General features: G+C 48.7%; 24 protein-coding genes. 9 read left to right on the forward strand and 15 right to left on the reverse strand.

Annotated features, from left to right (window positions below; translation table 11 throughout):
- Positions 1-43 precede the first annotated feature (43 nt).
- Positions 44-451 (forward strand): response regulator, encoded by a 408-nt coding sequence (locus tag L0156_22625; protein ID MCI0605791.1) that lies wholly within the window; start codon positions 44-46, stop codon positions 449-451.
- A gap of 261 nt (positions 452-712) precedes the next feature.
- Here the strand turns inward: L0156_22625 and L0156_22630 are convergent, their stop codons facing one another.
- Positions 713-2,131, reverse strand: a complete 1,419-nt coding sequence (locus L0156_22630) for a Glu/Leu/Phe/Val dehydrogenase (GenBank protein MCI0605792.1) — start codon at positions 2,129-2,131, stop codon at positions 713-715.
- Positions 2,132-2,279: 148 nt separating this feature from the next.
- On the opposite strand from L0156_22630, the gene L0156_22635 reads away from it, so the two are divergent.
- Entirely contained in the window at positions 2,280-2,687 is a 408-nt protein-coding gene (locus tag L0156_22635; protein MCI0605793.1) for a hypothetical protein, read from the forward strand.
- On the opposite strand, the gene L0156_22640 is transcribed toward L0156_22635, so the two are convergent.
- A complete protein-coding gene (locus L0156_22640) occupies positions 2,684-3,472 on the reverse strand; it encodes a hypothetical protein (protein MCI0605794.1) in 789 nt (262 codons plus the stop codon). The genes L0156_22635 and L0156_22640 overlap by 4 nt on opposite strands.
- A 19-nt stretch (positions 3,473-3,491) precedes the next feature.
- Positions 3,492-4,106, reverse strand: a complete 615-nt coding sequence (locus tag L0156_22645) for a CoA pyrophosphatase (protein ID MCI0605795.1) — start codon at positions 4,104-4,106, stop codon at positions 3,492-3,494.
- Positions 4,107-4,122: 16 nt separating this feature from the next.
- On the opposite strand from L0156_22645, the gene queG reads away from it, so the two are divergent.
- On the forward strand, positions 4,123-5,223 hold the full coding sequence (gene queG / locus L0156_22650) for a tRNA epoxyqueuosine(34) reductase QueG (GenBank protein MCI0605796.1): 1,101 nt from the start codon (positions 4,123-4,125) through the stop codon (positions 5,221-5,223).
- Here queG and L0156_22655 read toward each other — a convergent pair.
- Both L0156_22655 and L0156_22660 read right to left on the reverse strand, forming a co-directional pair.
- Positions 5,204-5,536 (reverse strand): DUF309 domain-containing protein, encoded by a 333-nt coding sequence (locus L0156_22655; GenBank protein ID MCI0605797.1) that lies wholly within the window; start codon positions 5,534-5,536, stop codon positions 5,204-5,206. The two genes, queG and L0156_22655, sit on opposite strands and share 20 nt — an antisense overlap.
- A 2-nt stretch (positions 5,537-5,538) precedes the next feature.
- Positions 5,539-6,270 carry a VIT1/CCC1 transporter family protein gene (locus tag L0156_22660; protein MCI0605798.1) on the reverse strand — a complete coding sequence of 244 codons (732 nt, stop codon included), beginning with the start codon at positions 6,268-6,270 and terminating at the stop codon, positions 5,539-5,541.
- A 196-nt stretch (positions 6,271-6,466) separates the two neighbouring features.
- On the opposite strand from L0156_22660, the gene L0156_22665 reads away from it, so the two are divergent.
- From L0156_22665 to nuoF, 6 genes are all read left to right on the forward strand, one after another.
- Positions 6,467-8,533, forward strand: coding sequence for a ClcB-like voltage-gated chloride channel protein (locus tag L0156_22665; protein ID MCI0605799.1), 2,067 nt, complete (start codon positions 6,467-6,469; stop codon positions 8,531-8,533).
- Between the two features lie 45 nt (positions 8,534-8,578).
- Positions 8,579-9,163: a hypothetical protein gene (locus L0156_22670; protein MCI0605800.1), complete on the forward strand. Its 585-nt coding sequence runs from the start codon at positions 8,579-8,581 to the stop codon at positions 9,161-9,163.
- 5 nt (positions 9,164-9,168) lie between these two features.
- A complete protein-coding gene (locus L0156_22675) occupies positions 9,169-9,969 on the forward strand; it encodes an RNA methyltransferase (GenBank protein ID MCI0605801.1) in 801 nt (266 codons plus the stop codon).
- 74 nt (positions 9,970-10,043) lie between these two features.
- Positions 10,044-11,543 (forward strand): leucyl aminopeptidase, encoded by a 1,500-nt coding sequence (locus L0156_22680; protein MCI0605802.1) that lies wholly within the window; start codon positions 10,044-10,046, stop codon positions 11,541-11,543.
- A gap of 88 nt (positions 11,544-11,631) precedes the next feature.
- Entirely contained in the window at positions 11,632-12,630 is a 999-nt protein-coding gene (locus tag L0156_22685) for an isocitrate dehydrogenase (NAD(+)) (protein MCI0605803.1), read from the forward strand.
- Positions 12,631-12,633: 3 nt separating this feature from the next.
- Complete coding sequence (gene nuoF / locus L0156_22690) at positions 12,634-13,923, forward strand: NADH-quinone oxidoreductase subunit NuoF (GenBank protein MCI0605804.1); 1,290 nt, start codon at positions 12,634-12,636, stop codon at positions 13,921-13,923.
- On the opposite strand, the gene L0156_22695 is transcribed toward nuoF, so the two are convergent.
- The 10 genes from L0156_22695 to L0156_22740 all read right to left on the reverse strand — a co-directional run bounded on the left by L0156_22695 (position 13,920) and on the right by L0156_22740 (position 22,840).
- Positions 13,920-14,309, reverse strand: a complete 390-nt coding sequence (locus L0156_22695; protein MCI0605805.1) for a DUF4037 domain-containing protein — start codon at positions 14,307-14,309, stop codon at positions 13,920-13,922. The genes nuoF and L0156_22695 overlap by 4 nt on opposite strands.
- 730 nt (positions 14,310-15,039) lie before the next feature.
- Complete coding sequence (locus L0156_22700; GenBank protein ID MCI0605806.1) at positions 15,040-15,879, reverse strand: methyltransferase domain-containing protein; 840 nt, start codon at positions 15,877-15,879, stop codon at positions 15,040-15,042.
- 45 nt (positions 15,880-15,924) lie between these two features.
- On the reverse strand, positions 15,925-16,455 hold the full coding sequence (locus L0156_22705) for a Mov34/MPN/PAD-1 family protein (GenBank protein ID MCI0605807.1): 531 nt from the start codon (positions 16,453-16,455) through the stop codon (positions 15,925-15,927).
- Between the two features lie 4 nt (positions 16,456-16,459).
- Positions 16,460-16,954 carry a hypothetical protein gene (locus L0156_22710; protein ID MCI0605808.1) on the reverse strand — a complete coding sequence of 165 codons (495 nt, stop codon included), beginning with the start codon at positions 16,952-16,954 and terminating at the stop codon, positions 16,460-16,462.
- 23 nt (positions 16,955-16,977) lie between these two features.
- Entirely contained in the window at positions 16,978-17,259 is a 282-nt protein-coding gene (locus tag L0156_22715) for an EsaB/YukD family protein (protein MCI0605809.1), read from the reverse strand.
- 14 nt (positions 17,260-17,273) lie between these two features.
- The gene (locus tag L0156_22720) at positions 17,274-18,506 is read right to left on the reverse strand and encodes an ABC transporter permease (protein ID MCI0605810.1); all 1,233 of its coding nucleotides are present in this window, start codon (positions 18,504-18,506) and stop codon (positions 17,274-17,276) included.
- 106 nt (positions 18,507-18,612) lie between these two features.
- Positions 18,613-19,326, reverse strand: coding sequence for an ABC transporter ATP-binding protein (locus L0156_22725; protein MCI0605811.1), 714 nt, complete (start codon positions 19,324-19,326; stop codon positions 18,613-18,615).
- Between the two features lie 2 nt (positions 19,327-19,328).
- Positions 19,329-20,498: an efflux RND transporter periplasmic adaptor subunit gene (locus L0156_22730; protein MCI0605812.1), complete on the reverse strand. Its 1,170-nt coding sequence runs from the start codon at positions 20,496-20,498 to the stop codon at positions 19,329-19,331.
- Between the two features lie 69 nt (positions 20,499-20,567).
- Entirely contained in the window at positions 20,568-22,043 is a 1,476-nt protein-coding gene (locus L0156_22735) for a GAF domain-containing protein (protein ID MCI0605813.1), read from the reverse strand.
- Between the two features lie 2 nt (positions 22,044-22,045).
- Positions 22,046-22,840, reverse strand: a complete 795-nt coding sequence (locus tag L0156_22740) for a hypothetical protein (GenBank protein ID MCI0605814.1) — start codon at positions 22,838-22,840, stop codon at positions 22,046-22,048.
- Between the last annotated feature and the right edge of the window lie 169 nt (positions 22,841-23,009).

Raw genomic sequence — 23,009 nt, forward strand, 5'->3', positions numbered from 1 at the left:
CTCGGCATGTTTCTTGCTGAGATTACGATACGAGGTGGGAGGTATGAAGCGGATACTGATTCTAGACGATGAACGTAGTATCACTTTCAGCTTATCACGATGTTTGCAGTCGGATCATGTGCAAGTAATTTGTTGTAATGACTCCAATTCTGCGAAGGATGTTCTTTGGAGGAAGCCGATTGATGCGGTAATTGCGGACGTACGGTTGTCCGCCACGAATCCTTATGAGGTCCTTGATTTCATTCAACATGTTCGAACAAGGCACCGTAATATTCCGCTGATCATGATGTCAGGAACGGAAGATCTGAAGGCCGAAACAATGGAGGAAGGCGCAGATTATTTTTTCCAGAAACCTCTTGACGTAGATGAGCTACTTGGTTTGTTGCAGAGACTCGGTTTGAAAGTCGCGTCTCCGCAAGCAGCCGCGTTGCCAATGAATCTGCAGTTATAGAGAGTCCTCCATGAGGACATTGTTCGTAGCTTGGGGACCTTGGGGGGGTAGGTAAAGGAACAGTTCACTGTTAGCACCTCCAAGGAAAGTCCCCCGGGAACGGGGGACTCTTTTTTCGTGCGGGAAAATTCCTGCCTGTAGCAAAAATGAATGCCGGCTTACGAGCCGGCATTTTCTTTTAACCGCCAAGACGCCAAGATCCAAAAGAGAATTACAATTTTCTTATCTTGGCAACTTGGCGCCTTGGCGGTTCAGATTCTTTTACGGAAATATGCCCAACTCCTGGTAAGCTACTGCGATTTTATTGATTGCATTGATAAAAGCGGCGGTCCTCAGGTCCATGCAGCCCTTCACGGTCTTTCTTATCTCACGAATCTGGTTGTAAGCCGCTATCATGGTTTCTTCCAGACCGGAATTTACGAGATCCTCTTCATCTGCTCCTCTGGCAAGTTTGGTTTTCTCGTCTTCAGCAATTCTTGTTCCGGTCGTTCTTTCAATCGCACCTAAAAGTTTCTGCGCAGCCATTTCGTCGAAACGTTTTCCCATGCGGCCAAAGCGGACATGTGCTATGTTTTTTAACCATTCAAAGTAGGAAACGGTTACGCCACCCGCATTCAAGTAAATATCCGGAACAATCATCACATTCTTTTCCAAAAGAATTTTGTCGGCTTCAAATGTCGTTGGACCGTTCGCGCCTTCCGCAATGATTTTTGCCTGAATGCGCCCAGCGTTCGCGTGGGTGATCTGATTTTCCAGCGCTGCGGGAATCAGGATATCGCAAGGCAGCTCCAGCGCCTGCTTCGTTTCTACAATATTCGTAGCGCCTGGAAAATTCAGAATGCTACCAGTCTCGCGGCGGTGTTGGATTACCTTTTCGAGATCAAGCCCTTTTTCATCGTAGATCGCGCCTTCGTATTCGGCCAGAGCGATCAGTTTTGCGCCAGCTTCCTGGAAGAATTTTGCCGCGTAGTATCCTACGTTTCCTAGTCCTTGAACGATCAAGCGTTTCCCTTTCAGGCCGGGTTCAAGACCGAGCTTTGCCATATCTTCCTTGATGGAACAGGCTTCTTTAATGCCGAAGTAGATACCGCGTCCCGTGGCTTCCTTTCGTCCACGAATCCCGCCTTGAGTTACAGGCTTTCCTGTAACACAACCGAGGGCGTCGATCTGGCCGGGGTGATAAGCCATGTAGGTATCCGCTATCCAAGCCATTTCCCTTGGCCCGGTTCCATAATCAGGTGCGGGAACATCCACTCCCGGCCCGATGAAGTGTTTCTTGATCAGTTCAGCGGTGTAGCGACGTGTGATTCGCTCCAGCTGTTCCACGCTGTACTTTTTGGGGTTTATCCGAATCGCGCCTTTGGCTCCACCAAACGGCACATCGACAATGGCGCACTTATAGGTCATCAATGTTGCGAGGGCTTTCACTTCATCTTCGTCAGCTTCTTCTGCAAAACGAATCCCGCCTTTCACCGGCAACTTATGATGACTGTGTTCGACCCGCCATGCATAAACAACGTCGTATCCATTCTCAGTGCGCACTGGAAATTTGAAATGATAGATGCCGTTACAAATCTTGATTTGATCCAACAGCCCTTCGGGATGGTTTAAGAGCCGTGCCGCATTCTCGAAATATTGATCCACAGTGGAAAGAAAGGATGATCCTGCCGATTCAGACATGAAAGCCCTCCTGTGTTCATCATACAACAATGAATCGTGGATCGTAATCGTAAATCGATTTTCGAGAAAGGATCACGATCAGATCAACGATCACGATAACGATAACGATCACGATCCACGATTATTCTTATGATAGGATTAGATTCAAATGAAAGAGCCTTGGAAAGGGGTAGGGGGCACGCAAGGTGGCCTGAAACATTTCATCATTGGAATGATCATCCTAATTATTGGTGGATACTTGATACTGAATCAGGTGACGGTTCATTCCGGCTTTTGGAGTTTCTTTGCCTTTCGTAGCTTTGGAATTGCATTGCTGCCGTTTCTATTTGGGATTGGTTTTTTGTTCTACAACGGCAAGTCGATTACCGGATGGTTCCTGACGATCGCTGGTTTTTTAATTATTCTGGCCGGGATTATTTCGAATCTCAGTATTTATTTCCGTCCGGCCAGTTTGTTCGACACACTGATTATGTTTGTGCTATTTGTCGGTGGAGCGGCTCTCGTCTTCCGGTCGCTGCAGGCAATTCCTGGCGACCGCGAGGAACGCTCTTCCTAATCCAACAATTTCAGTTCGCTTCCAAAGAACACAGGGTCCGCTGCATCCATCACAGCGAGTGGTTCAAATCGAATATTCGCTTTTCCGTCCGATTTCTTTTTTAGCTGTGACAGCTTAATTTTCCCAAAATCCTTCCATTCCACCCAGCTCCAATCGCCTTTGGTTTGGTCCTCCAGCGTATACTCCCAGCGGTCCATCAATCCGTTTTCTTTGTTGATGTGCGCCCAGTACTGATCGCCCGGTGTTTCTCCGACTTTTGAAAAACTGAGATGCAGGATTTCGTGTCCTTCTTTTTCTCCTTCGTGTTTGATCGTAACGCCGGCATCGAGCGTTTTTAAAGGCATGATCAGCCAGTAGGTATCATTGATCCAGCGGCTATAAGCCCATTCAAGAGACTTCTTCAATTCTTCCCCTTCGAGCTTCTGGTTATCGGTCCAGGCCTGTCCTTCCTTTGTTCGCAAATCCACCCAGGCCACCATGAGCTTCCCATCTTTGTTTTTGCCTTCAACATGGTCGCGTGCATTCTTGCGGTCCCACAGATGTTTCACCGCGCGCGCAGGTTGTCCTTGAGGTTCCACCTGAAAATTGAAACGAATCGCACTGACCTGTTTCCATGAGTCGAGTCCACCCATCGCCTGAATCGTTTTTTCAGCAAGCGAAACGGCTTTTGGATCCCGTTCCTGTCCCCATGCCTTCTCGAAATAAAAAAGCATCAGGAACATCACCACTACTAGAATGAAAAATATTGCCCAGTTGAATTTCGGATAGCGGATATCTTCAATCATGAGTCTACTCCTTTTTTCATTATTCGGAGGGCAGGCGTCCCTGCCTGCCAGGCGGGCGCGGAGGCCTGCCGTCCGAATCAAGCATTAAATCCAACAATGATTTCAATATGCGTCCTGTGACACCCCAGATCATATGCGATTCCCATTGATAAAAATAGACAGGGAGTCTTTGATTATCCACAACTCGCGTTTCTTCATGGAAAATTCCAGGATCTGTAAAGTGTTCAAAAGGGATTTCCAGGACTTCGCTAACTTCCCATTCATTCGGGCTGAAAGGAATGATTTCTTTGAGATAACCGACATAGGGAACGACAAGAAAATTGCTGGAAACTGTTCTGATTTCATCGAGGCTACCCAGGATTTCGATATTCGCGGCCGGAATTGCCAGTTCCTCCTCCACTTCACGCAGCGCAGTGTTCAGCAGATCGGAGTCCGTTTCCTCCATGACTCCACCCGGAAAACAGATTTCACCGCGATGTGTCGCCACATGATCCGTGCGTTTCGTGAAAATAATGCAGGGTGTTCCGCCTTTGTCAAAGAAAGGAATCAAAACGGCTGCGCGGGTTCTGCTGGAAGATCCGATCCGTGTTGGCGTCATACGCGTGAGCCGTTCTCTGAGCTGTTGTCGTAACATGCTTTATATTATGGGTATGAGCGAAACGAAAATCGAGGCGCTGATCAAACAGGAGGCCATACGGATCGGATTCCATCTCGCAGGCATCTGTTCCGTAGGGGAAGGGGAAACGGTGCCGTTCCTGGAAACCTGGTTGAAGAATAACTTTCACGGCGCAATGAAATACATGGAGAACCCAAAACGGGGGTCCCCGCAGGCAGTGCTTCCTTCAATCCGTACTATGGTTGTAGTAGGTCTGAACTATAGATGGCCTGAAGGCGCTGTTCCGGACCAGGAGGGAATGATCAGCAAATATGCGTGGAGCGGCGACTATCACAGGATCATAAAGCCCATGTTGGCGGAGCTGGCCCGGTTCATCGATCACGCTTCCCCGGATGCTTCCGCGCGCGCTTATGTGGATACAGGCCCCATCGTTGAAAAGCACTGGGCGCAGAAAGCTGGGCTCGGTTGGATCGGCAAGCACACGAACGTGATCAATCAACAGGGCAGTTCCTGGTTTTTCCTGGGAGTTATTCTTACCGGTCTAGCGTTGGAGCCTGATCCACCCGCTGAAGATCACTGTGGGACCTGCATTCAATGCATCGAAGCCTGTCCCACGGGGGCAATAGTGCAACCTTATATGCTGGATGCGAGGCTTTGCATTTCTTATCTGACGATCGAGCTGCGGGAATCGATCCCGCGAGAATTGCGTCCTTTGATCGGAAACCGGATTTTCGGTTGTGATGATTGCCAGGATGTGTGCCCATGGAATCGCTTTGCGTATGCGGGCGATCCACGCTTCAATCCGAAGCAAGAAGTTCTGACCGCGCGTTTGCGCGATTATCTTCAACTAAGCCCTGAAGAGTTCCGAACCAGGTTCGCCCGGACGAATGTGTTGCGGGCGAAATACAGAGGTTTCCTGCGGAATTGTCTGGTTGCTGCGGGAAACGCAAAAAGCTCGGAATTGCGCTGCGATATTGAGCAGCATTTGAAATCGGATGATGAAATGATCCGTGAGCATGCTGTGTGGGCTCTCGCTCAGTTCGATGATGCGGAATCGCGGGACTGTCTGCAGGAGCTTCGAACCAAGGAGACTTCTGCAGCCGTGTTGGAGGAGCTCAATCACTGGCTAGGATGATACGTGGGAAATCTGATTCCTGCGAAGTCAAAAAGTTTTCACAATCTTCGACCAGTTTTTCAACCAGAATTCTTTCCCGCTCCTTGCCGAATCGTCGTAGTGTCGCGAGCGCGCGTGAGCCGACCTGCCTGGCGCCGGTTCGATTGTTGCGCTGCCAATGGGCCAGAGCAACGGCGCATTGAATCAACCCACGATAAAACTCTTTCTGATCATCCACGCACTCGAGCCATAATTCTTCCAGGATTTCATGGGATTCAAAAAACTTTCGTTCATTGAAGAGTCGAATGAATTCTGTCAGACGCGGGTCGTGCAAGGTCACTGCTGTGTCAACCGCGAGATGAAACTGCCGACAAGATAACCGACCAAGGCTGAAGCCGTTCCAATACCGAGCATTTCCAGACCGCTTTTGAGCCATCCTGATTTTGTGATCCGGGTTTTAAATGCGCCCAGACAAAATAAGAAGATCAGACTTGCGATGGTGGCGGTCACGAGAGCAGGGTGAGGATTCATAAAAAAATATGGAAGAACGGGAATGACGGATCCGATTAAGAAACTCACACCCATGATTGCGCCCACACGAAGTGGGTTCTCACTTGCTTCCTCACCCAGTCCTAATTCTTCCCGGAGCATAAAGCGAAGCCATAAAGTCTTGTCGGAAGTGATCCGGTTGATCAAAATCGTGATCTCTTCATCGGTAAAGCCGCGCTCTTTGTAGATTTCCCAGATTTCATGCTTTTCATGTTCCGGATCCTCTTCAATTTCCCTTTTCTCACGCGCGATCTCTTTCTGAAAATATTCCTTTTGTGACTTACTTGAGATATATGCGCCACTGGCCATAGAAAAGGCTCCAGCCACAATCTCCGCCAGCACTGCAAGCAAAATTACATTTTTGTCGCTGATGGAGCCTGTAACTCCTCCAAGAAAGCCTAACGTAGTGATGAGACCGTCGTTCGTTCCGAAAATTACTTCGCGAATAGCCCGGCCTTTCGGAGTGTGCCACTCCTCACCATGGTAGTTTTTGAGAAGCGACGGCGGTTGTTCTTTCATCGTGTAGGAGCACACGCAAAGATTTCCCTTCTTATGAAGGAGGGGATTAAGGGGAGGTTGGATTGCATTGAAAGAATTCCAACCCTCCCTCTATCCCTCCCTACATAAGGGAGGGAAGTCGTGGTTTGTGCCTCTCCTAATAATCTCAGATTTTCGCATGGAAGCAACGCGTGACTATTGCTAATATATTAGAGGAATGGCGGAAGTAGAATCGGAGAACAAGGAAGGCTTGAAGCCATTCTGGCTTTATCCGCGGTGGCTGGAGAATCGCCCTGCATTGCAAAGCCGCACACTCCTGTTCATTCTCGCGGCCGTCGTAGGACTGCTCGGTGGGCTTGGAGCTACGCTCTTTAAGGAACTTTCCACACTCGTTCAGCAGCTCTTTCTCGGTGGTTCCGGTGATCCTGTAGAAGGAGCTTTGCATCTGCCCTGGTATCAAAAACTACTGTTGCCTTTTTCGGGTGGAGTTCTGGCCGGCCTGTTGCTCTATCTGCTGCCGAAAGAAGCAAAAGGTCATGGTGTTTCGGAAATCATGGAAGCTGTGACCATCCGCAGAGGCATTCTTAATTTCCGCGGCGCAATTGTGCGTTCCGCATCTTCCTTGATGAGTATCGGCTCCGGCGCATCCATCGGCCGCGAAGGACCGATTGTTCAGATAGCCGCTGCGATGGCTTCCAAAGCAGGCCAGTTCTTTCGCGTGAGCAAAGAGAATCAGAGCATTCTTGTTGGATGCGGCGTTGCAGCAGGATTGGCGGCAGCTTACAACGTCCCCATCGCGGCGTCCTTCTTTGTGATGGAAATCATCATCGGCAATTTTGCAATCGATATTTTTGCACCACTCGTCATTTCCTCCGTTGCTTCGACTCTTGTGTATCGAAAAATGTTTGGAAATGATCCTGTATTCGGCACACCGCATTTCATGATGGTGTCCAACTGGGAGCTCATTGCTTACATTCTGCTGGGAGTCTGCTCAGGGATCGCGGCAGCGTTTCTCCGGAAAGCACTTTCCTATTCTGACAAGCAATTCAATCGTCTTCCCGGTCCGATTGAATGGAGGCTTGGTGTGGGTGGTCTGCTCGTGGGGGCAATCGGAATTCTTTGGCCGCAGGTCTGGGGGAACGGATTTACCGCAATCAACAGCATTTTGAAAAACCAGATGGCGATCGGTTTGATCGCAATTCTGTTCTTCATGAAATTGTTTGCGACTTCTATCAGCGTGGGTTCAGGAGCATCCGGCGGCGTATTTACGCCCACTCAGTTCATCGGCGCCATGCTGGGCGGCGTTATTGGGTATGTGGCGCATCATCTGTTTCCCGGTTATGTTGCCGAACCAAGCGCGTACGCCCTAGTTGGTATGGGATGTTTGATGGCAGGAACCACATACGCGCCAATCATGGCGATCATGATGATTTTTGAAACCACATTGAACTACGAAATCATTTTACCGCTCATGCTCTCCTGCATCTTAAGCAGCACGATTGCAAAACAATTCCATCGTGACTCGATCTACGCTGAAAAACTCCGCATGAAAGGAATCAGTTACGATGCAAGTCTGGAAGAATCTGCGATGCGCATGGTCCGCGTTTCCGATCTCATGCGGACTGATGTGCCTGTCATTCCTGCAAGCAAGAGATTCAAGGATGTAATCCATGAGGTCCTCAAGTCCCGAAGCAATGTGATTTACGTGGTCGAAGACACGGGAAAGCTTGTTGGCTCCATCGATATTCATGATTTGAAAGAGTTTTTGACTGAAGAGAGTCTGTACTCGATTGTGTTTGCTCGCGATCTTGCTATGGAGGTGAACACAGCCATGCCGGAACAATCTCTGGTTGAGGTGATGGATGCCATGTATCTCACGGATTCGGATCAGCTTCCGGTGGTGGAGAATGCGACCACCAGGAAATTCCTGGGCGTTATTACAAGACGGGACATCATCGGCGCGTATAGCCGGGAAGTTCTCAAGAAAAAAATGCTAATGGCAAAATTTGTGACTCGCGAAAAGGAGACGGAAGGAATCGATTATGTCGAGATGCCTACCGGTTACCGAATCGGTAAAGTGCCTTTGAAACAGGAACTCGAAGATCAAACCCTGCGCGAAACGAATTTCCGCACGAAATTTGGTCTGCAAGTCCTTGAGGTGCTCCGAAACTCGGGTGACGGCAAACAGGTCCGTTACATCGCTGAGCCGGGATTGAAGCTCAAGAAAGGTGACGCGCTCATCGTCATTGGAAGCGAGGAAGACATGCAGAAGTACCGTTTGTAGGGCGGGACAAGCCCCGCCCCTACCAATGATTTATACTTACTGTTTATGGCAAAGCAAAAGAAAGAAAAGAGCATCGAGAAAGCGCCGGTTCAACCAAAACCGGTCCGCAAAGTAACGCTTGAAATCAACACAAACAAAGCTGAAGAAAGCATCAAGCAGGCAGTGGAGCGCGTTCAATACTGGTATAAACAGGGAATCATCAATAAAGTCCGTTTGAAATACAAAGGGAAGGCGATACTTCCTGACATACCACTTTCGTATTTCATGTTGGTTCAGGTGGCCACTTTCTTTCTGACAGGCGTGGTCCGCGCGCTCGCGATCAATCTGGGCGCAAAGGTTTTCTTTGAAGTGGAAATGATCAATGATGCAGAAGAGCTTTTGAAAAGAGCGCGTGACCTTTATCTGGATGGTGAATTGGATGAGGCTGTGCGCCTTCTGGAAGAGGTTATTAGTCTCGATGACCGCTATTCTGAAGCGTTTCTGTATCTGGGAATCATTAACAAAATAAGAGGCGATCGAAGCGCTGCCTCGAAGCATTTCCTTCAGGCTCAAAAGCTGGATCCTCACGGCAAAGCTGGCAAGGAAGCTGCAAAGAATTTGAAGAAGATGCTGCCAAGCTCGACAGACTGACGCGGTTGAGAATCCAGGAAGTTCAAACGCTTGATATTCCTGAGTTGAAACCGTATCTGACACTGAGGCGTCCGAACGAACACATTCAACAGGGAATTTTCGTAGCCGAGGGCGAAAAAGTTGTTCGGCGTTTACTGCAATCCGGTCTCACTGTTGTGTCGCTGTTGCTGACGCGAAAATGGCTCGAGGAATTGAATACGGAGAATTCGCTGGCTGGAATTGATATTTTCATTGCAGACAAAAGCCTTCTAGAGTCGATCGTTGGATATTCACTACATCAGGGAATCATGGCAGTCTCCCGCGTTCCTAATGAGCCTGACCTTCACGAGTTGGTTGCGAATGTGCCTCATCCCTTTCTATTTGTTGCGTTGGATGGAATTGTGAGCGCGGAAAACGTTGGTGTCATAGTAAGAAACGCCGGCGCTTTCGGAGCGCATGCGATTCTGGCGGATAAGACCAGCAGCAGTCCTTACTTGCGGCGGGCCGTTCGAAATTCGATGGGCGCAGTATTCCGGCTGCCTGTTCTGCACGTGAACCTGGCGGAGACACTCCCGAAACTGGCGTGCAATGTGATTGCGGCAACTCCGAACGCTGATCGAACATTGCAAGAAGCCGACTTAGCCGGCGATCTATGCGTGGTTCTCGGTAATGAAGGCTCCGGAATCTCGCCTGAAGTCCTGGGGAAATGTGATTTCCAGATTGCAATTCCCATGTTGAACGACAACGATTCCTTAAATGTTGCAAGCGCATCGGCTGTTTTCTTGTATGAAATCTGTGTTTCGCGAAAGTTACGCCCGCAGAACTAAGAAAACGCGGGCGAAACGCCCTTAGTACACATGTTATAATGTCGCCTTTATCAAAGGAGAAAAAGCATTCACCCATGACTGACAACATCGACATTCGACTTAGCGAAAGCTCGCCGGTAGAGGAACGTTGTGATGCATTAGTACTCTTTGTTTCGGAGAAGGGTAACCCACTGGAATCGTTTCGGGCAGTAGACAAAAAGCTAAAAAACAAACTTTCCAATCTTCTCAAGGAAGAGCATTTTCAGCCGAGACCGGGAGAAAGCCTGGTCTATCATACAAACGGAGCGATGAATGCTCAGCGCATCATCGTGACAGGAACTGGAAATCCTGAAAAATGGAACGAGGAGACGTTTCGCCGCGCTGCAGCAGCAGCAACTCTTGCGGCACGAAATGTAGCATGCGCAAACGTTTCTTATACGATACCCGAGCAAACCAATTCCGCGCGCGAGGCGCTCGCGCAGGCCATGATAGAAGGAGCGCTTCTTGCCATTTATCGTTTTCTAAAATTCAAGACGAAAGAGGAAGAGATCCAACCTCAGAAAAAAATTCAGAGCATCACGCTTTTAACCGAACCCAATTCGGCAGCGAAAGCCGCTTTAAAGAAGGCCCGGCTTTATGCAGACGCCACTATTTTTGCCCGGGATCTTGTGAATGAGCCGGCAAACAACTTGAATCCGGAAGTTTTGGCACAAATCGCCGCAAAGGTCGCCGAAGAGAGCGGTCTCGATTTCAAAGTTTATGAAGCGGACGAGCTTAAGAAGATGGGTGCGGGGGCTATTCTTGGTGTTGGATCTGGATCCAAAATCCCACCTCGTTTGATTTTGCTCAGCTACAAGAGCGGCAAGAAAAAAGCGAAGAAAACCGCGCTTGTCGGAAAAGGGATTACGTTTGACAGCGGTGGATTGTCGCTCAAGCCTTCCAAATCGATGGAAACAATGAAATGCGATATGGCCGGGTCCGCTGCGGTGTTATGCGCGATGCGTTCGATGAAGCAGATTGCTCCTGAACAGGACGTGATCGGAATTCTTTGCGCTGCTGAAAATATGCCAAGCGGCTCAGCGATCCGCCCAGGAGATGTATTGCGAGCGATGAATGGAAAATCGATTGAAATCATCAATACGGATGCAGAAGGACGGCTCGTTCTGGCGGATGGCCTTTCAGTGGCTGTCAAAGAAGGGGCAACCGAGATCATCGATCTTGCAACGCTCACCGGCGCATGTGTAATTGGACTGGGCCCTTACGTTGCCGGCATCATGGGAAACGATCAAAATCTGATGAATCGCTTGATCGAAGCCGGTAAAAGAACCGGCGAAAACTTCTGGCAGCTTCCGATTCTCGATGAATATGATTACATGGTGAAAAGTGATATCGCGGACATTAAGAACCTTGCTCCGAACAGCGAAGCCGGTGCGATTCAAGGGGCGCTCTTTCTTCGTGAGTTTATCGGCGATGCAAAATGGGCGCACCTCGATATCGCGGGGCCTGCCTGGTACGATAAAGACTTCTTCTACATTCCGAAATGCGGATCCGGTTTCGGTGTCCGCACATTGCTGGAATATTTCTCAACGGAATAAGTTGAAACCACAGATAAACACAGATGAACAGCGATAATTACAAAATGAATCTTTGTTTATCTTTGTTCATCTGTGGTTATTATTAATCATGTACACAATCACGTTGATTCCAGGTGACGGAATTGGACCGGAAATCTCCGAAGTTGTCCAGAAAATTTTAGAAGCGGCAAAAGTTTCGATTCAATGGGAAGTCTATGAAGCAGGCCAGCGGGCGCTTGTTAAATTCGGAGATGTTCTGCCGGGAGAAGTTCTGGATTCCATCATCCGGAACAAAGTCGCCCTGAAAGGACCTCTGTCGACACCGATCGGGGAAGGTTTTGCCAGCATCAATGTCACTCTTCGGCGGACGTTAAATCTTTATGCGAATACGCGTCCGATCCGGAACATTCCTGGAGTGGACGCAAAATATTCAGATGTGGACCTTATCGTGGTTCGTGAAAATACGGAGAGCCTGTATTCGGGGATTGAACACGTCGTGGTGCCAGGTGTTGTCGAAAGTTTGAAGATTATTACGGAAGCCGCTTCCACGCGAATTGCGCGGTATGCATTCGAACTTGCTCGCCGGCAGGGCCGCAAAAAGATTACCGGCGTTCACAAAGCGAACATCATGAAACTCTCGGATGGATTATTCCTCGACTGCATTCGAAAAGTGCGAAGAGAATATCCGGAAATTGAATACAACGAATTGATTGTCGATAATGCGGCCATGCAACTCGTTTTGAATCCACATCAATTTGATATCCTTTTAACGGAGAATCTCTACGGCGACATCATGTCCGATCTTGCTGCCGGTTTGATCGGCGGGTTGGGTCTGGCTCCCAGTGGAAATATTGGCCAGCAAGCTGCGGTTTTTGAAGCGGTTCACGGAAGCGCTCCGGATATTGCAGGCAAAAATGTAGCGAACCCCACGGCATTGTTATTGTCCTCATTGCTGATGCTGCAGCACATCGGCGAAGTGGCTGCGGCCGAAAGAATCTTCCAAGCATTAGTAACTGTTTTATCGCAACGGCAAATTCGAACACCCGATCTTGGCGGAACAGCAACCACTCAATCCTTTGGACAGGCCATCATCGAAGCGCTGAGGTAGAACATGTACGAGGACTACGAAAAAGTAATGCTTCGTTTTATCGAAGATCCCGAACAAAACCGCGTTGAAGGCTATGAAAGGAATGGCGGATACAAGGCCTGGAAGAAAGTGATTCACGAAATGACGCCTGAAGAGGTGATGGAAGAAGTAAAAAAATCCGGTTTGCGGGGTAGAGGAGGCGCCGGCTTTCCGACAGGTCAAAAATGGAGTTTTGTTCCCAAAAACACGGGCAAACCGACCTATCTTTGCTGCAATGCCGATGAAAGTGAGCCGGGCACTTTTAAGGACCGGATCCTGATTGAAAAGGATCCGCATCAAGTAATTGAAGGAATTTGCATTGCTGCCTATGCGTTGCGTTGCGAGCAAGCTTTTTTGTATGTCAGAGGAGAATTTTCCTACGGCGCAACGTTGCTGGACATCGGCATCCGGCAGGCGCGCGCCAAAAAATACCTGGGCACGAATCTTTTTGGAAAGGGTGTGAACCTGAACATCACGATGTTTCGGGGAGCGGGCGCTTACATCTGCGGAGAAGAAACGGCATTGATGGAATCATTAGAAGGGAAGCGGGGGAATCCTCGACTCAAGCCGCCTTTCCCGGCTACTGTAGGGCTCTACGGCTGTCCCACTGTTATTAATAATGTAGAAACGCTGGCAAACCTTCCGCACATTCTTCAACGCGGCGCCGATTGGTTTACTAAGATTGGCCCGAAGAATAATTACGGTCCAAAATTGTTTGCGATCAGCGGACACGTGAATCGTCCGGGTGTTTACGAATATCCGATGGGTATGTCGCTTCAAGAGATGCTGGACAAGGCGGGCGGTATCAAAGGAGGACGCAAAGTGAAGGGTGTCATTCCCGGCGGTTCCTCCGTTCCTGTTTTGCCGGCTTCCATGATGGAGACTCCGATGGATTTCGATTCCCTTGTGAAGGCGGGGAGCATGCTCGGTTCGGCTGGAATCATTGTGATGGATGAATCCGTTTGCATGGTTCGAATGGCGATGATTACCGCCCGCTTTTATGCGCATGAAACATGCGGTCAATGTTCGCAATGCCGTGAAGGGACGCACTGGTTGTACCGGATTTTGCATCGCATCGAAGAAGGGGAAGGGAGAATGCAGGATCTGGAAGTTCTACTGGATGTCTGCGAGAACATGAAAGGCCGCACCATCTGTGTGCTTTCTGACGCGGCCGCAATGCCGACGGAAGGATTCATCAAACATTTTCGCAGCGAATTCGAGCGGCACATTACTGAAAAAGGTTGTCCGCTAAAATCTCAGCCGGTACTTGTTTAAGACTCAACTGTCTCAGATCGCAATAACTTTTCTAAACCGTTAATCAACGTATTTGCAAACCGCACCTTTTCCAACCAGCCCGCGTGGAGCAATGATTCCACGTCCGCGCGCATTTGCGCCGGCAGTTTATTGCAATTGGTTTCAGCAAATTGGATTAAACGTTTTTCGCCAGGGTGCGGAACCCTGTTTACAGCGAAAAGCACATCGAAATAGCTCGCAAGCAACGACGTGATCCGGTGATGAACGGTCGTAGAATCCCGGCGATCTATCGCGCGCGCGATTTGATTCAAGTATGAGGATTGCGTGTTGCGCAGGATTGGAAAATTCCTCGCAATAATCGCGTCCCGGAGCGGATCGGGGTAGGGTACATCGACCTTTCTTTGCAATTTTGTAAACCAGTCATTGCGGTCAAATAGATTTTTTGAGGAAAGGACATTGTGCCAAAAACAGGTCGAATAGCCAACGGAAGCTTCGTATCTTGCAGTATTCGCGCGAGTTGCTCTTCGATCCAGCCGATGCTACGAAACATGACGTCTACGCGGATTCCTGAAACCGAATCGATCCATTCATCTCCGGGTTTCCCAAAAACTATTTCCTACTTCAGGATGTTCTGCAAATGTTTCAGCGATGCTTTTCCGGTTCTGAAGCGTTAAATCCGCGTTCAAGTAAACGTACAGATCGATGTCAGAGGCCTCATCGCAAAGGCCGGCCGTTTGAGATCCGGCTAGAGCAACAGCTTCTATTCGGTGTAACGCGGAAACTCAGCGACAATCCGATTGATCAAAGAACTATTTTTCACTTCACGGTCTCTATGCTGGCGTTAATGGAGCGCGGGCTTCCAGCCCGCTGAGCATTTTTCTTTGTCAAAACTTTCTTATCTATTGCGATCCGGCGGGCAGGATGCCCGCGGAGCCGGCTGAAAGCCGGCGGACATTAATGCCGGCAAAATGCCGGCGCTCATCTGTTCGCTTAAGATGAGCGCCAGCCTCCAGGCTGGCATAAATGACCGCCGGCGTCCTCGCCGGCATGGTTCATTTTAGAAATAACTTCCTCGTAAATATCGAATCAAATGTAGAAACTCCAGGGCGGGCAGGATGCCCGCGTTCTCCCACTAACTCACAGTCCGACCCGCTCGCCTTCGATGTAAGCCATGGGAATCGTCAATCTAAGCTCTCCTTCCTTTTCTGAAAGCCGGTTGAGATTTTCTTCCATTCTGGTAAATACTTCCACTTGTTCCGCCGTTTCAATGACGCCTTTCCAGGCATCCAGAAAACCTAATTTGATGAAATAGTGGCGCAAAAGAGCGCTGCCATCAGCGAAGCGCATTACGGTCGATGCCTGATGAACGGTCGTGATCCGGAACCTTGCTTTCCTAAAAAGAGTCACAACCTTTTCGATGGTTGCGCGTTTTTCAATGTGTTTTTTCAACTCAACTACCGCCGTTTCTTTTCCAAGTTCCAGAAGGGTCGACTCAAACACATCGTAAAATTCCTGCATGTGTCCTTGCAGATTTGTCGTCAGCACGATTCCTGCGGAAGGCCTGGTTACTCGCCAGCACTCGCGCACTACAGCTTCCGGGTCATCGAAATTGTTGACTCCGAGATTGGAGACGATGAGGTCGAAATGACCATCAGGAAAGGGCAATGCTGCCGCATCTGCCAGCTTTAGCTCCACATTTTGCACATTCAGCAGCTGCGCTTTTTGTGCGGCGCGCTTCAGGGCCGTTTCCCAGGGGTCGATTCCGTAAACCTTACACGTGGAACCCAGCCGTTGCGCCAATTCAAGCAGAGGAAATCCCGTTCCACACCCAACATCGAGCACCATCATTCCTGGTTTAATCGGAACGTGTTTCAAAAGCAGCATTCCGAACATTGCCGACCAGAGGGGGAGTTCATCGTAAGCGGATACGATCTCCGGGTCATTGAGGTCAATTGAAGAATTCAAATAGTCCGTCATTTCTGTATGGAATCATCGCAGAGATGCGACCGGTCGTTCCCCCTTCTATGGTGTAAATAACGGGACGCGGACGCGCGCATGATCAGCGTCCCAAACAAACACCCCCAGATCAACATCCTGTTTGGTCGGATCAATGACCATCGCAATATGAAAAGGGTCATTAAAATAATTCTGATCGATGAACTGATCTGCTGAAGACAAAAACACGCCGTATCCCGGATGCGTGTGGAACCATCCTACAATTCGCAAATCGCGAAAACGCTCCTGGACAACCTGATGAATTTCCTGCTGTGCTTCGTTTGTAAATTCAAACGAGGCCCTGCGAGAAATCCCTTTGGTTGCGGGAACAAAATTCTTGATTTCCACAAAATTTCTTCGCGTGCCACGACCAACCCTCCCTACAAGGACTCCGCCCAGCTCATAATGTAAATCGGAAGAGGCAAACTGCAAGAGCTCTTTCATAGCTGAGGAATCCATAAAAACTGCTAATAACTTAGAAGGGTAGCGCCGGTTTACTTTGCCCGGGAGACGGCTCTTTTCGGTTTTCTTAAGAATCGGTTTGATTCGGATTTCCACGTTGTTATCCCGGCGATTTCAAACGGATTACGACTCGGGCGATCTTATCCCGGATCGGCCTGGAATCAAGGGGGAAAAGATTCACGTTTCGTTTCGCCCACTCCGCAGCTTTGGTATCCAGGGGCGATTGCAGATTGAACTTTGTATATCGCGCCATATCCGCCAGCTCCGATACAAATTCAGCAAGCGACCAGCTGGGCGCCCACTGTCCACTATGACATACCGCCTGTAGTTTAATGTTCGGATGAAAAATCGGAGTCAACCAGGTGACGTCCGGAGGTTGCGATGGATATTGCGCTCCCAAAACGATCTGGCAGCGATGCTCTTGAATGAAAACAGGTTTTGTGGATTCATCCAGCCTCATTCCAGCGCAATGAAAGACCAGATGGTACCTGCTTGGTGGATTGCCTGATGTTTGAAAATCGATGATGGATGATTCTGACTTGAGCCGGAGCATTTCCTCATAGTCATTTTTCATTCGAATTTCTTTGCGATTCATACTCAGCACTCATCACTCATTACTCAGCACTGAAATGAACCTGCTACGAAGGTGGAGGTCAGCAGGAGCATATCGCCATTTTTGGTGATGTATTCCGCGAGCGTATGATTCTGTTTCAATTCCTGGCTTGTACGCTTGTTGGAAAGCTGGTAGGAAATACGGTTCCCATCCGGACCCACAAGCGGTAAACCAAGTTGCTGCACAAGTTGAGGAAGCAAGTCTTCCAGCAGGGCATTGTCCGGCAGCTCGACTTCATATTCCTGATTTGTATCTGCTCTCACGACAGTGACTGTAATTTGTGACATATTACTGAATTATCCTACTCATAGCGGAGCGCTTCAATCGGATCAAGCCTGCTTGCTTTTTGCGCAGGATAGAATCCAAAAAAAACACCTATTAATGCTGAAAAAAAGAAAGCCATCGTTACAGCTTCCGGCTGCAAAGAAATGGGCCAGCCACCGAAGTGTGCCACAGCCTTTTGAATACCAAGTCCCAGAAAAATTCCCAGTAGGCCGCCACTTAAGGACAGAACAAGCGCTTCGATCAGGAATTGCGAGCGGATATCGACTCCTTTAGCGCCAATAGCCATTCGCACTCCGATTTCGCGGGTTCGCTCCGTTACACTGACGAGCATGATATTCATAATGCCAATTCCTCCTACGAGCAGAGAAACACCGGCAATCGACCACAAAAGTATGCTCAGCGTCTTGGATTGCATTTCTGCTTGCTGTAACATTTCGGTTTGCGAACGGATCATGAAATCGTCTTCCTGGCCTGCATCCTTATTGATTTTGTGTCGCTGCCGTAAAAGCGCGGATACTTCTTCCGCCGCGCGATCCACCAATTCATTGGATACAGCCGCTACCATGATCATTCCTATGTTTGTTCCTCTGGCTCCCATCAATCGTTTACGAACGGTTTCATAGGGGGCTATCACAACGTCATCTTGATCCTGTCCCATCATCGAACCACCCTTCGGTTCCAATACTCCGATTACCCGGAACGGAATGTTCTTGATCCGGACCATTTTGCCAATCGGATCCTCTCCGCGAAAAAGTTCGTTCTCTATTGTTTTACCAATGACGCAAACCTTTGCAGCCGCGCGGTTATCCGCATCGGTAAAGAAGACTCCTTTTTCCAGATTCCAAGAACGGATCAGGGGCCAATCCACTTCACCCCCTTGAATAGAAGTAGACCAGTTTTGATTTCCATAGATCACCTGTGCGACAGAACGCGTGGACATGGAAATGTAGGCACAGCTCTGACAATCGTTGCGAATCGCCTCGACATCCCCTTCGTTGAGTTTTGAATCGCTTCCCCAACCGCTTCGTGCGCCGGACGATGTTGTTGTGCCTGGAAAAATCATTAGAAAGTTTGTACCGAGGGATTTCAATTGCGATTCCATTTGTATCCGAGCCCCTTCTCCGATTCCAATCGTCGCGATCACACAGGCTACGCCGATAATGATTCCCAGCATCGTAAGAATGGAACGCATTTTGTTGCGGCCTATCGCCCGAAATGCAACCTTTAAAATGTTCCCTGATTTCTTCATAGTATCGTCCTTGTTTCCCCCTCCTTATGAAGGAGGGGGTTAAGGGGAGGTTGGAAAAAATCCAACCCCCTCTTAGTCTCCCCCTTCATAAGGGGGAGAAAATCGATCACACATATCTCCTATTTCCCACCGCTTGATCCGCTACGATTTCTCCATCGCGGAGCATCACAATTCTTTTTGCGTGTTCCGCGATATCCATTTCATGTGTAATCAGAGCTATAGAAATTCCTTCTTCATTTAATCGCTGAAATATTTCCATTACCTGTTCGGAAGTTTTGGTGTCGAGATTTCCAGTGGGTTCATCCGCAAGCAAAATGGCCGGTTCATTGATGAGGGCCCGCGCGATCGCGACCCTTTGCTGCTGGCCTCCGGAAAGCTGGGCAGGCGTATGCTCTTCCCACCCTGATAAGCCGACTCGTTTCATGCAGTCGCTTGCTCGTTCCCGCATTTGCTGGTCGGTTAAAGAGTTCTTGTGAGAGTAGATTAATGGCAGCTCCACGTTTTCAATTGCAGAGGTCCGTGCGAGAAGATTAAAGTTCTGAAAAATAAAACCGATCTTTTCATTGCGGATTTCAGCTCTGCGGTCGCGGCTAAACGTGGAAACATCAAGACCCTCCAGAATGTATTTGCCTGCAGTCGGCCGGTCCAGACATCCAATGATGTTCATCAACGTTGATTTTCCGGATCCCGAAGGCCCCATGATTGCTATGTATTCACCTTTCTCAACCTCCAGGGAGATGCCACGAAGCGCAGGAACTTCATTTTCACCCATCGTGTACGTTTTCTTAAGATCGATGATCTCGATGACATTCGGCTTCATCATTAGAAGCCTCTTCGTCTGCCGCCTTGCTGCTGATTCATTCCGCCTGTAGATTCCATCGCGCGGGAGGTCGTTAAACCGACAACGATGATCTGCCCGGGTTTCAAATTCCTGGACTCAATGGCCGTAAAGTTACCATCAGTAATCGAAGTCCTCACAGAAACAGGTTTCAGTTTGCCCTCCGCATCCATGGTATAGACAACGCTTTCTTTTCTACGGGTCCCTTTTTCTTCCTTACCAGGTGGTTCGGCAAGATCTTCAGGATCTGGGCGAAAACGAAGCGCGGCATTGTGAACTTTCATTACGCCGGTTTTGGTATCCACGGGAATCGTCACATTTGCAGTCATTCCCGGCTTAAGCTCAAGCTTCGGATTCGCAACATCGATCAGCACAGGATATGTGACGACATTCTGAACAACTTGCGTAGACAATCGCACTTGGGAGATCTTTCCTTCAAATCTTCGTTCGGAGAAAGCATCCACATTGAATGTTGCTCTGCTACCAACCTGGATCTTGCCAATATCAGCTTCATCGATATTGGTTGCAACCTGCATCCTCGTGAGGTCCTGGGCGATGGTGAACAGTGTGGGCGCCTGAAAGGATGCCGCTACAGTCTGGCCAATGTCGTACTGGCGATCCACCACAACACCATCGATGGGTGATTCAATCTTGGTGTAAGAAAGATTCGTCACTGCCTGGCGCAAGGCCGCTTCCGCCTGTTTGACGCTTGCCTGATTACTTTGTAGATTCGCGGATGCAACGTCAAATTCTGATTGCGCAAGCAGTTTGTTTTCCACAAGATTTTTTGAACGTTCGAATGCGATTTGAGAATTCCTCGTTTCCACCCGGGCTCTTTCCAGATCAGCCTGTCTCTGATCCACCTGTGCCTGAAAGGAAGTGGGATCCAGCTCTGCAATCAACTGGCCCTTTTTTACTTTTGAATTGAAGTCCACATATATCTTCGAGATGATGCCGGAAACCTGACTTCCCACCTGAACGGTTTCGAAAGCAGACAGAGTTCCTGTGGCCGTCACCGTTGCAGTAACATCCCCCATCTCAACTTTCTCGGTGCGATATTTTGGTTCCTTGTTCCGTTTACTCGTTGAGGAAAGCCAGAAGGTAAGTCCGATCAATAGCAGGATGATAGTGGTGAATAGGAGCTTTTTTGACATCTAATAATCGTAAGCAGAAGGAGAGGGATTTTCAAGAAAACTAAATTCTTGGCGCTTTGGCGGTTGACATTACAGGAACTGGCCGCGCCGAACCCGATCCACTTCCTTGCGCGCGTCGCTGATTTCTTTGATGCTGTTGAGCAGTTTCATATAAAGCCGCGCATTGTTCATGGCGAGACATGCTTGTTGACCGGTGCGAGCCAATAGCTGTACATCCTGAGACTTAAAGCGGGCCGGGTCCGGGGAAGCCAGTTCGAGAGAGCCGGCAAGTTTGTCGTGCAAGATAATCGGCGTAGATAACCAGCTGCGGAACTCCAAATGGGTTAAGTTTCTCAGCAGTTCGAATTCCTTGCGATTCGACTCACCTGTGAGCAGCGCAGCTTCCTTTCTTAACGCAAGCCATGGCCGAACATGTTGTGTCGGGACCTGGATCTCTTCAAATCTCGTTCCGTTCAAATAATATAGAGTCAGGTCTGTTCCTTTCTCTTCCAGATTAAAAAGGAACACGTATTCCGCCTTGAAAATGGAGGAGCATTCGTTCAACAAAACGTGAAAAAGAACTTTGGGCTCCAGCGTCGCTGTAATTTTACGATTCAGATTACCGATTTCCGTTTCCTTTTCATAAAACTTCTCACGATCATAATGCAACTGGGCATTGTAAAGCGTAAGCAAAAGTAGATGAGAGAAGATTGTTACAAGATAGAGGTCCTTCTCGTCAAAGGGCTTGCCGGATAAATGATTGTTTGCGCTTAAAACTCCGATCACGCGTTCGCCCACTTTCAACGGCACGCAGACAAGGGATTTCGTTGTGTATTGATGAAAGAAGGCAGATTCTGAAAACATTTTATCCTTTTGAACGTCTTTAATGAGCAAAGGCTTTCCCTCTTTTGCAACCCATCCGGCAATACCTTCACCCACTTTACGAACGGAGTTTTGGATCACATAGGGAGTCAAGCCTTTTGCCGCTTTAATCCGCAGTTCCCCGGTTTCGGGACTCAGTAGCATCAAGGAAGTTTTATCCACCTGTAAAATGTCCGCCAGCAATTCCACAATTCCCTGAATCAATTCATCCTGTTCGAATGTGAACTTATCAGGAAACTTATTTTCCAGAGGCAGAAACATCCGCGCAATACCTTCTTCTAGTTGCGTAAAATCGTTCTGGCTCGCGAGCGCCTGCTCCTGGTATTCTTCGATCCTCTTTGCAAGCTGCATGATGTGAGCCAGATCGTCTGTGTTTAAGGGCATCGTCATATTCCAGAAGGCGCCCTTTTTCTGTAATGTTCTCCCGAGCCGCACCTGACTCGCGCTCGTGTAAGTTACGATCGGAATCTGTGGAGAATTAGCATAAATGGCATCGAACATTGCTTCCCCTTCGGTTCGACGAAGACTGGCATTGAGCAGGATCAGGCTGAAATTTTCCAGTGCCAGACGATTCGTGATTTGTTCGATGGTCGTCTCATTAATGATCTTCCATTCGTTCCGGAACATGTCTTCCAGCATTTTCTGACTGAAGGGATCATCGTCAACCAAGAGTAATTTTCGCATCGTCAGAACATCCTCGAAATCCCGGTCTCTAGGAATAGACCTGAAATATTGGGAGGAGAGGTGAGATCAAAATAATAGTTTTCAACGTGTACCGAGCCGTTGCCCTCGTAAATTTCGTCGCGTGATCCTTGGCGCAACAGAAAATCGTCCTCCCAGCTATCCAGAACCTTTTCGGTTGTACCTATGAAATAATTCATTCTACCCTGTCTTTGTGCAAGTTCAGCCAGTGCTGCCGTGCCAATTTTATTTACGATTCCACGCGGGGTGATAGAATCGCATCCGAAAGCCAGCACTTCCACTCGAGATAGAACGGAAAACGCTGCCATATCTGTAATCAAATATACCTTGTGATGACTATCGGAAAGTTTTTCAGCAAGGCTTCGTCCCTCCAGTACCGGCCGTGATTCGGTACAAAAAATGTTAAGAGTATTGGGGACGCTTTTTAGCGATCGGTGAAGCAATCCGCTGTAGGAGTGAACCAGGATGTTCGTAAAGTTCGAAAGATGGGCTGAAAACTTGTGACAGGCAGTTGTTTCATGTTTGTGATACATTTCCAGCCATGCCTGGGTCCGTTGGGGACTCAGCGGAATCTTGCGGAAGAAGTTTGAGAAATTCTGGAGGAGAGCCATGGCCGGATGCGCTTTACAAAGGGTTTGCAGATTCAAAAGGATCTGCTTTTCCTCCTGACCTTCCCGTAGAGTTTCCTGTATCCAATCAATGGTGAGTCTCAGCAAATCGGAAGAGCCCGAATAGTTATTTGCGAGGAGAGTCTGATATGTTTCATCGACTCGGGTCATTGATTCAAAAAGTATAGCATGGGCGCGCTGATGCCGCGATTCCTCCCCCTTATGAAGGGGGAGATCACGTGGGGGTTGGGGAGATAAACTAAGACAACCCTCCGCTAACCTCTCCCTTTATAAGGGAGGGGAATTCCATCTCATTTGAATTCATTGTGTTTCTCAAATA

The sequence above is a fragment of the bacterium genome (assembly GCA_022616075.1).
Taxonomy (GTDB): domain Bacteria; phylum Acidobacteriota; class HRBIN11; order JAKEFK01; family JAKEFK01; genus JAKEFK01.

Excerpts from the sequence above, each read along its gene's own strand:
- L0156_22715 (MCI0605809.1), bottom strand. The coding sequence starts at position 17,259 with ATGTCACAAATTACAGTCACTGTCGTGAGAGCAGATACAAATCAGGAA.
- L0156_22635 (MCI0605793.1), top strand. The coding sequence starts at position 2,280 with ATGAAAGAGCCTTGGAAAGGGGTAGGGGGCACGCAAGGTGGCCTGAAA.
- L0156_22720 (MCI0605810.1), bottom strand. The coding sequence starts at position 18,506 with ATGAAGAAATCAGGGAACATTTTAAAGGTTGCATTTCGGGCGATAGGC.
- L0156_22710 (MCI0605808.1), bottom strand. The coding sequence starts at position 16,954 with ATGAATCGCAAAGAAATTCGAATGAAAAATGACTATGAGGAAATGCTC.
- L0156_22740 (MCI0605814.1), bottom strand. The coding sequence starts at position 22,840 with ATGACCCGAGTCGATGAAACATATCAGACTCTCCTCGCAAATAACTAT.
- L0156_22725 (MCI0605811.1), bottom strand. The coding sequence starts at position 19,326 with ATGAAGCCGAATGTCATCGAGATCATCGATCTTAAGAAAACGTACACG.
- L0156_22685 (MCI0605803.1), top strand. The coding sequence starts at position 11,632 with ATGTACACAATCACGTTGATTCCAGGTGACGGAATTGGACCGGAAATC.
- L0156_22700 (MCI0605806.1), bottom strand. The coding sequence starts at position 15,879 with ATGACGGACTATTTGAATTCTTCAATTGACCTCAATGACCCGGAGATC.
- L0156_22665 (MCI0605799.1), top strand. The coding sequence starts at position 6,467 with ATGGCGGAAGTAGAATCGGAGAACAAGGAAGGCTTGAAGCCATTCTGG.
- L0156_22630 (MCI0605792.1), bottom strand. The coding sequence starts at position 2,131 with ATGTCTGAATCGGCAGGATCATCCTTTCTTTCCACTGTGGATCAATAT.
- L0156_22735 (MCI0605813.1), bottom strand. The coding sequence starts at position 22,043 with ATGCGAAAATTACTCTTGGTTGACGATGATCCCTTCAGTCAGAAAATG.
- L0156_22645 (MCI0605795.1), bottom strand. The coding sequence starts at position 4,106 with ATGTTACGACAACAGCTCAGAGAACGGCTCACGCGTATGACGCCAACA.
- L0156_22660 (MCI0605798.1), bottom strand. The coding sequence starts at position 6,270 with ATGAAAGAACAACCGCCGTCGCTTCTCAAAAACTACCATGGTGAGGAG.
- L0156_22670 (MCI0605800.1), top strand. The coding sequence starts at position 8,579 with ATGGCAAAGCAAAAGAAAGAAAAGAGCATCGAGAAAGCGCCGGTTCAA.
- queG (MCI0605796.1), top strand. The coding sequence starts at position 4,123 with ATGAGCGAAACGAAAATCGAGGCGCTGATCAAACAGGAGGCCATACGG.
- L0156_22625 (MCI0605791.1), top strand. The coding sequence starts at position 44 with ATGAAGCGGATACTGATTCTAGACGATGAACGTAGTATCACTTTCAGC.
- nuoF (MCI0605804.1), top strand. The coding sequence starts at position 12,634 with ATGTACGAGGACTACGAAAAAGTAATGCTTCGTTTTATCGAAGATCCC.
- L0156_22640 (MCI0605794.1), bottom strand. The coding sequence starts at position 3,472 with ATGATTGAAGATATCCGCTATCCGAAATTCAACTGGGCAATATTTTTC.
- L0156_22680 (MCI0605802.1), top strand. The coding sequence starts at position 10,044 with ATGACTGACAACATCGACATTCGACTTAGCGAAAGCTCGCCGGTAGAG.
- L0156_22730 (MCI0605812.1), bottom strand. The coding sequence starts at position 20,498 with ATGTCAAAAAAGCTCCTATTCACCACTATCATCCTGCTATTGATCGGA.